This window comes from Paraburkholderia podalyriae, assembly GCF_014397785.1.
Lineage (GTDB): Bacteria > Pseudomonadota > Gammaproteobacteria > Burkholderiales > Burkholderiaceae > Paraburkholderia > Paraburkholderia podalyriae.
Window position 1 is genome coordinate 44,955 of sequence record NZ_VZQQ01000043.1, and the last position, 6,711, is coordinate 51,665.

5 protein-coding genes and 1 pseudogene are annotated in these 6,711 nt (G+C 60.6%); 5 read left to right on the forward strand and 1 reads right to left on the reverse strand.

The features are described 5' to 3' along the window. Window positions 1–22 precede the first annotated feature (22 nt). From F6X42_RS31605 to F6X42_RS31615, 3 genes are all read left to right on the forward strand, one after another. Window positions 23–850 (forward strand): alpha/beta fold hydrolase, encoded by an 828-nt coding sequence (locus F6X42_RS31605; protein WP_187637953.1) that lies wholly within the window; start codon window positions 23–25, stop codon window positions 848–850. Between the two features lie 878 nt (window positions 851–1,728). Beyond that, window positions 1,729–2,415 (forward strand): hypothetical protein, encoded by a 687-nt coding sequence (locus tag F6X42_RS31610; protein WP_187637954.1) that lies wholly within the window; start codon window positions 1,729–1,731, stop codon window positions 2,413–2,415. 266 nt (window positions 2,416–2,681) lie between these two features. Next, window positions 2,682–3,104, forward strand: coding sequence for a hypothetical protein (locus tag F6X42_RS31615; protein ID WP_187637955.1), 423 nt, complete (start codon window positions 2,682–2,684; stop codon window positions 3,102–3,104). A gap of 24 nt (window positions 3,105–3,128) precedes the next feature. Here the strand turns inward: F6X42_RS31615 and F6X42_RS44370 are convergent. Then, a pseudogene (locus F6X42_RS44370) lies at window positions 3,129–3,315 on the reverse strand (IS6 family transposase); the annotation flags it as partial. 79 nt (window positions 3,316–3,394) lie between these two features. Here F6X42_RS44370 and F6X42_RS31620 point away from each other — a divergent pair. Then, window positions 3,395–4,546 (forward strand): IS110 family RNA-guided transposase, encoded by a 1,152-nt coding sequence (locus tag F6X42_RS31620; RefSeq protein ID WP_187637956.1) that lies wholly within the window; start codon window positions 3,395–3,397, stop codon window positions 4,544–4,546. 374 nt (window positions 4,547–4,920) lie between these two features. Continuing rightward, window positions 4,921–6,642: a 2-isopropylmalate synthase gene (gene leuA, locus F6X42_RS31625; RefSeq protein ID WP_312892952.1), complete on the forward strand. Its 1,722-nt coding sequence runs from the start codon at window positions 4,921–4,923 to the stop codon at window positions 6,640–6,642. Window positions 6,643–6,711: the final 69 nt, after the last annotated feature.

The window sequence follows — 6,711 nt, forward strand, 5'->3', positions numbered from 1 at the left end:
GGCGACGGCCAGGGAGTTCATCATGACACAGCAACACGATCCTGAAATCGGCCTGCGGATTCGCGCGGCGGGCCTCGACACGAATTATCACGACGTCGGCGTCGGCGAACCGGTGCTGCTGATTCACGGCTCGGGGCCCGGGGTCACCGCGTGGGCAAATTGGCGTCTTACGATGCCGGCGCTCGCGCGTACGCGCCGCGTGATCGCACCCGACATGGCGGGTTTCGGCTACACGGAGCGTCGCGCGGACACACACTACGACATGGATCTGTGGGTGAACCACCTGGTCGGTCTCCTGGATGCGCTTGACATCGAGCGCACCGACCTGGTCGGCAACTCGTTCGGCGGTGCCCTCGCGCTGGCAATGGCCGTGCGTCATCCGCAGCGCGTGCGCAAGCTCGTGCTGATGGGTGCAGCGGGTGTGCGCTTCGATCTGACGTCGGGGCTCGATGCGGTGTGGGGCTACGAGCCGACGGTCGCGAACATGCAAAGCATCATGAACGTGTTCGCGTTCGATCGTTCACGTCTCACGCCGGAGTTGGCGGAGTCGCGCTATCGGGCCAGCATCCGGCCCGGCTATCAGGAGTCGTTTTCCGCGATGTTTCCGGCGCCGCGGCAACGCTGGGTCGATGCGCTCGCGTGTCACGAACATGAACTGGGCGACATCCGGCAATCGACGTTGATCGTGCATGGCCGCGACGATCAGGTGATTCCGCTCGCCAACTCGCTGCGGCTGCTCGAACTCATCGGCCCGTCACAATTGCACGTCTTCGGTCAATGCGGGCACTGGACGCAGATCGAACATGCCGATGCGTTCAATCAGTTGGTCGACAATTTTCTGGTGGACTAGAAAATCTGGCGAGGCGGTCGATCCTCAGCGCGGCAAGGCGAGCGCCGCCGGAAAGCTTCGGCGTAGTCGCGCATGTGGTGTGTCACGCCGTTCAGCCCATGGGGTTTGCCCTGCCGACAGGCTAGCGTTTGGCTATCTATCGCAGACGCACTGTCTTGCCATGCAGCCTGGCTGCGGTCGCGACCGCCGGAAGCCGCAGGCCGGGCAGCACCGCACCCGGAGCCGGACGTGTCCGGCAGCCGGTCAAGGCGCCATCACGCGCTCTGCGCTGATAGCGACGGAAGTCGCTTGTATGCGCCTTCACTGACACGGGGGCGCCAGCCGGGAGTCCCGTGTGAAGCGCCGTTTGTGCTGGACGTGCGATTGTCGAGGCAGCCGCAACGGGCACGCGCCGGTCGTCCTCAGATTTCCTTGCAGCGCATCCCGGCCTCGCCGCGGGTTTCGCGAGATTGGCGTATGGGCAAAACGCTGATGCGGAGCACGCTTCAGGTAATCACCGCGAAGGCTCGCATGGATCGCCCTGATCCCAGGTCAGAGTTCCTTTCGACCGCAATACACGGGAGCCGTCGCGAACCGCGCACAGATGACGGTCTGTGAGGCGCCGGGAAGCGGCTCGTTCATTGAGCCTGCGAAGGCCCGAAGATGGTTCCGGTTTGCCCCGCAGACGCTCGCATGTCGAGCCGTCGGCGCCTGCAAGGGTATTGACGCCGTGATGGTCACCGCGCAATGGCACCCGATCGGAACGGGCCAGGTCACCAGTGAGCGCACGGCCAGACAGAGACCTGAACACGCAGGAACTTGTGTTGGGCGGGGTCCGATGAAACTCCGCCGCATTTTCTCCCGACGGTAAAATGCGGGTTGAACTGATGAGTCGAACAATGGAGAAAGTGGACATGGCATCGGGATGGTTTCCGCTGGTGCAGCAGTTCGACTGGTGGGGTACGTTCAAGGTTGCTCTGGCTTCGGGTGTCGTCAGCTCAATCGTGACCATCGGCTGGAACTCACACAGGGACCGACGTGATCATCGGCGCGAACGGCGCGACGCTGCGCTCGAAGTCGCGCTCTCTCTTGAGAAATTCGCGCGCACCTGCCGCGCCATGATGCACAGGGCCGGTTGGGCATCAGCAGAAGCGATTCGCACCGGTAGCGGTCAACCGACGGTCGGCGTGCATGTCCCTGAATTCTCGTTTCCCACCGTCGAATGGAAGTGGCTCAAACACAAGATCACGTCAGTGCTGCGGGACTTTCCGGCGACAGTCCACTATGCCCGGGAGTATGTCAGTTCGACTTGGGAATACGCCCTTCCTCCGGATGTTTGCGGCGACGTGGAGTTCGAGTGCGCCAGGCTGGCGAAACAGGCGCTCGACCTGGCGCGCCTGACGCGGCAGAGGCATGGCGTCGCACGATGGAGGCCTGCCAACGCAGACGCCGATCTCGAGCGACAACTGGACGAAAGCATCGCCGTGGGAGAAGCGCGCCGGAAAATGATGCTGGAGGCAGGGGCTGTGGCTCTGTCCAGCGAGTTGACCCCGCTGGCCGGTGACGCACACCGCAGCAGCGTGTGACCGGAACACCATCGCTGCGCTGGAAGTCGGCCGTCGAGACACGCCTTGGGGCGAAAGGCGTCATCCGGGGAGTCGGGTAGGTGAGCAATCGGAAGGTCCATTCTCACTGACGTCTGACAGGGCGACCATGAAACAGATTGCTTCGCATCCCTGATAATGTGTGCCGCTTTCGCGCGCTCGGGCACCCGCGTGCTGGGTGGAGTGCGCGGTATCGGTGCGGTTACGCAACGGAATCTCGCTGTAAATAGAAGGAAAACGCATTTATAGTGTACGCTACTTGTTATTCGGTCAACAAGAAATGCAATCAGGCTGAGGCAGGATCGTACGATCGCTCTATTTTTGACCGGGCACAGATTTGGAAGACCGTGCACGCAGCCCAGAAAACCGGCATCGAGTCTGTGAAAGGGGTCAACGAAACCTGTTTCATACCGATCACGATTGCTGCATCAATTGAAAGTCATGGAGAAGGCGACAATGAAATGAAATCGAACACTGTGTTTGCTGCCGTACGAGCCGGCGAACACGAAATATTGGCGGACTTTCAGACGTCCTCGGGTCGCTTGATCGTTGCCGCGGCGGCCGAAATCGCCGTCGACGGATCTTGGGCGAATTCGGCGAATTCGCGCCATGTAACGAACTGGGCTCCAAGTTTTTGCGAAGTAGTGAAGCGCGCAACAGATGCCGCTTGAGCGCGAAATGTTGCCGGATCAGCCCGAAGCTTTTACACGGTGGGCAACGCCCTTACCAAACTTGTCGCAGCAGCATCGGACAGTCTCGTATGTCGCGATCACGCTGCGCTCGAAGAGCAGTACGTCAAAGTCACGCAAGCTCAACCGAAAGCGGAAATGCCAGCGCACAGCGCAACCTATGACCTCGATGGAAACGATGACCGTGATAGATGCTATGGGAGGGCTGCGGAAGTGGGCTCGGCGGAGTAAAAACGGGATTCGCAGACCCGTTTTCTCAAGGAGCACGCAAAATGGATGCGCCTGACACAGCCCTCCGAGGGCAGAATACGACGGTAGCTGCCCGGCTATACGTGGCTTTTGAACTGGGCGATAAGAGCTGGAAGCTCTCACTGGGTGATGGCCGCCGCGCGCCGAGCCGGTGTACGGTCGTCGCAGGTGATACCTCGGCTGTCCTCACCGCCATCGCGAACGCCAGAGTGCGTTGCCATCTCAGCGCCGAAGCACCCGTCTACAGCTGTTACGAGGCTGGCCGCGATGGCTTCTGGCTGCACCGCTGGCTGGCTCAGCAGGGTATCGTCAATCTCGTGGTGGATTCGGCCAGTATTGAGGTGAACCGGCGCTCCCGTCGCGCGAAGACGGACCGCCTTGATAGCGACAAGTTGCTCTCGATGCTTATGCGTTATTACGCGGGCGAGCACCGGCTATGGGCCGTCGCGCGCATCCCGACGCCTGAGCAGGAAGACGACCGGCGCCTGCACCGTGAACTGGAGCGTCTGCGGCAGGAGCGTACCGCACACACCAACCGGATCCGCTCCTTGCTCGTGCTGCACAACCTTCGGGTCAGATATGTCGGTGGCCGGATCTGGACTCACTGGTGGGCCCAGCAGCGCGAGCAACTGGCGCCCGGCCTGCGCGCCGAGATTGAACGCGAATGTGAGCGGCTCGCGGTTGTGCGCAAACAGGTAAGCCTGCTCGAAGCACTGCAGGACCAGCAGGTGCGCAGCGGCTCGCACCCCGGCATGGCGTTGCTGGCACAGCTTGCGGGAATCGGCACAGGCAGCGCCTGGACCCTGATGAGGGAACTGTTTGGCTGGCGGCAGTTTCACAACCGTCGGGAAGTGGCCGGCTGCCTGGGCCTGACGCCCACGCCATATGCCAGTGGCACCAGTCAGGTCGAACTGGGTATCAGCAAGGCGGGCAACAAGCGATGCCGGTGGTTGATGGTCGAGCTTGCATGGAGCTGGTTACGCTTCCAGCCCAGCAGCCAGCTTAGCCGCTGGTTCAACCAGCGGTTTGCCGACACCGGCAAGCGACTGCGGCGCATCGGTATCGTGGCGCTCGCACGCCGTCTGGCGATTGCCCTGTGGCGCTATCTGGAACACGGTGAAATTCCCGACGGGGCGATACTGAAGCCACGTGATGTCAACATGGCGAACGCCTGAACGGCGTCGGATGGCAGGCGGTGTTCAACGGTCAACGCGCCCGTAAATCGCTCGGGCTACCCATGCGGGTAGCCGTTTGGATTAGATGGGGCGCGTCGGTAACAGAGTGATCCAGCGCTGAGTGATCCAGCGCTTGACGCGATCCCAATAATGTGGTCCTATTGCACGCTATGTATCGCGCCCAGACCATCCTATCGCTACTACTAGCCCGCTCTACCGGGCTAGGTCTGCTGCTGCGCGCTTCCATCTGATACACCGAAGCACCGCTTGATTCTCCAGTAACTGATCCAGCCCCGGTTTCCGACCGGCGGCTATGCTTTTGCCTTTTCGTCGTCCGGTCGACTACCCGCTTGTCGAACCTACGGATGATGAAAATGTTGAAGAACCCTGCTACCAAATACCGATCGTTCAAACCTGTCAATTTGACGGAGCGCCAGTGGCCGTCGCGTACCATTACGCGCGCGCCGATCTGGATGAGCACCGATTTGCGGGACGGCAACCAGTCGCTGTTCGAACCAATGAACGCTGAGCGCAAGATGCGCATGTTCAAGACCCTGGTGCAGATCGGGTTCAAGGAAATCGAAGTCGGGTTTCCGTCCGCTTCGCAGACCGATTTCAATTTCGTGCGTGAGTTGATCGAAGGCCGCCATATCCCGGACGACGTCACAATCGAAGTCTTGACGCAAGCCCGCGACGATCTGATCGAACGCACGTTCGAATCGCTGCGTGGTGTGCCGCGCGCCATCGTTCACCTCTACAACGCGACTGCACCGGAATTTCGCCGCATTGTGTTCGGCCTGGAGAAAAGCAGCGTGAAGGAACTCGCGCAAAGCGCCGCACGCACCATGCAACGTCTCGTCGATGCCACGCCCGAAACGCACTTCACACTGCAATACAGCCCGGAAGCGTTCAGCGGCACCGAACTCGAATTCGCCAAGGAAGTCTGCGACGCCGTCTTCGACATCTGGCAACCGACGCCCGAGCACAAGGCCATCGTCAATCTGCCCGCCACCGTCGAAATGTCGACGCCGAACGTCTACGCTGACCAGGTCGAATGGATGCACCGCAATCTCGCGCGCCGCGATTCGTTGATCGTGTCCGTGCATCCGCATAACGACCGGGGCACTGCGGTGGCGGCCGCCGAACTCGCGGTGATGGCCGGGGCCGATCGTATCGAGGGTTGCCTGTTCGGCAATGGCGAACGCACCGGCAATGTAGATCTCGTCACGCTTGCGTTGAATCTCTACACGCAAGGCGTCGATCCTGGGCTCGATTTTTCGAACATCAACGAAGTCGCACGGACCGCTGAGGAATGCACACAGTTGCCGGTGCATCCGCGTCATCCGTACGTCGGCGATCTGGTGTTCACCGCGTTTTCCGGTTCGCATCAGGATGCGATCAAGAAAGGCCTTGCCGTGCAAAAGCCAGATGCTATCTGGGAAGTGCCGTATATGCCGATCGATCCGAGTGATCTCGGCCGTACTTATGATTCAGTCATTCGTGTGAATAGCCAGTCCGGCAAGGGCGGCATTGCGTACCTGCTCGAGCAGGGTTATGGCGTTGTGTTGCCACGGCGATTGCAGGTGGATTTCAGCTCTGCTGTGCAGCGATATACCGATGATAGTGGGCAGGAAGTCACGTCCTCGCAGATCTGGGAGTTGTTCCAGCAGGAATATGTGCTCAGCGTGGCCCCTGTGCGTTATATCGGTCACCATTTGTCCGAGCAGGGGGACGGCGCGAGGATCAAACTCACTGTCGAGATTAATGGCTCGCGGCGCGTTTTGAGCGGCGCAGGCAATGGGCCGCTTGATGCGTTGATGGATGCGATGGGAGTGCCAGTGCGGATTCAGCACTATGAAGAGCGTGCTTTGACGCAGGGGGCCGATGCGAAGGCTGTGGCTGTTGCTGAGATGGCAGGGGCTGATGTGGCTGGTAGCGCGTTTGGAGTTGGTATCGATGCCAACTTGGTTACGGCTTCTATTCGGGCTGTTATTAGTGGCGTCAATCGCGTGTACCGGCTCCGGTTGTTTGGACACGCCTCTTGCAACTCAGGCGGCCAGCTTCATCAGCCGTTCCTGACGGGCTTCGAGGGGTGATTTGAAGCCCAGCTTTTCAAGGCGCCAGTTGCGATTGTATCGATCCCTGAACGCGATGGCGGCAGCGCG

What these genes read in the sequence shown, in the direction of transcription:
- F6X42_RS31620 (WP_187637956.1), top strand. Translation starts at nt 3,395, where the DNA reads ATGGATGCGCCTGACACAGCCCTCCGAGGGCAGAATACGACGGTAGCT.
- F6X42_RS31605 (WP_187637953.1), top strand. Translation starts at nt 23, where the DNA reads ATGACACAGCAACACGATCCTGAAATCGGCCTGCGGATTCGCGCGGCG.
- F6X42_RS31610 (WP_187637954.1), top strand. Translation starts at nt 1,729, where the DNA reads ATGGAGAAAGTGGACATGGCATCGGGATGGTTTCCGCTGGTGCAGCAG.
- leuA (WP_312892952.1), top strand. Translation starts at nt 4,921, where the DNA reads ATGTTGAAGAACCCTGCTACCAAATACCGATCGTTCAAACCTGTCAAT.